Genomic DNA, 282 nt, shown 5'->3' with positions numbered 1-282 from the left:
GCATGGTCATCCCCCGCATCGGTATGGAAGTCGTCGTGGAGTTCCTCGACGGCGACCCTAACAAGCCGCTCGTGACCGGGTGTGTATATAACGGGAAAAACGCAGTGCCCTACGATTTGCCGGAACATAAGACGCGCAGCACCTTTCGGACCGACACGCATGAGGGAGAGGGGTTCAACGAGCTTCGGTTTGAGGACAAGAAGGGAGAAGAGGAGGTGTTCCTTCATGCGCAGAAGGATCGGAACGAGAAGGTTCGTAACAATCACACCGAGCGGATCGACA

The 282-nt window shown here is 56.0% G+C and carries 1 protein-coding gene; it reads left to right on the top strand.

Features of this window, described 5'->3' with window-relative positions:
* Positions 1–282 (top strand): bacteriophage T4 gp5 trimerisation domain-containing protein (locus Q5L94_RS13600; RefSeq protein WP_317498893.1); only part of this gene is annotated, 282 nt, incomplete at both ends.

Source organism: Idiomarina sp. Sol25, from assembly GCF_033052775.1.
In the GTDB taxonomy this organism is placed as follows: domain Bacteria; phylum Pseudomonadota; class Gammaproteobacteria; order Enterobacterales; family Alteromonadaceae; genus Idiomarina.
This window is presented reverse-complemented; position numbering and strand designations above follow the sequence as displayed.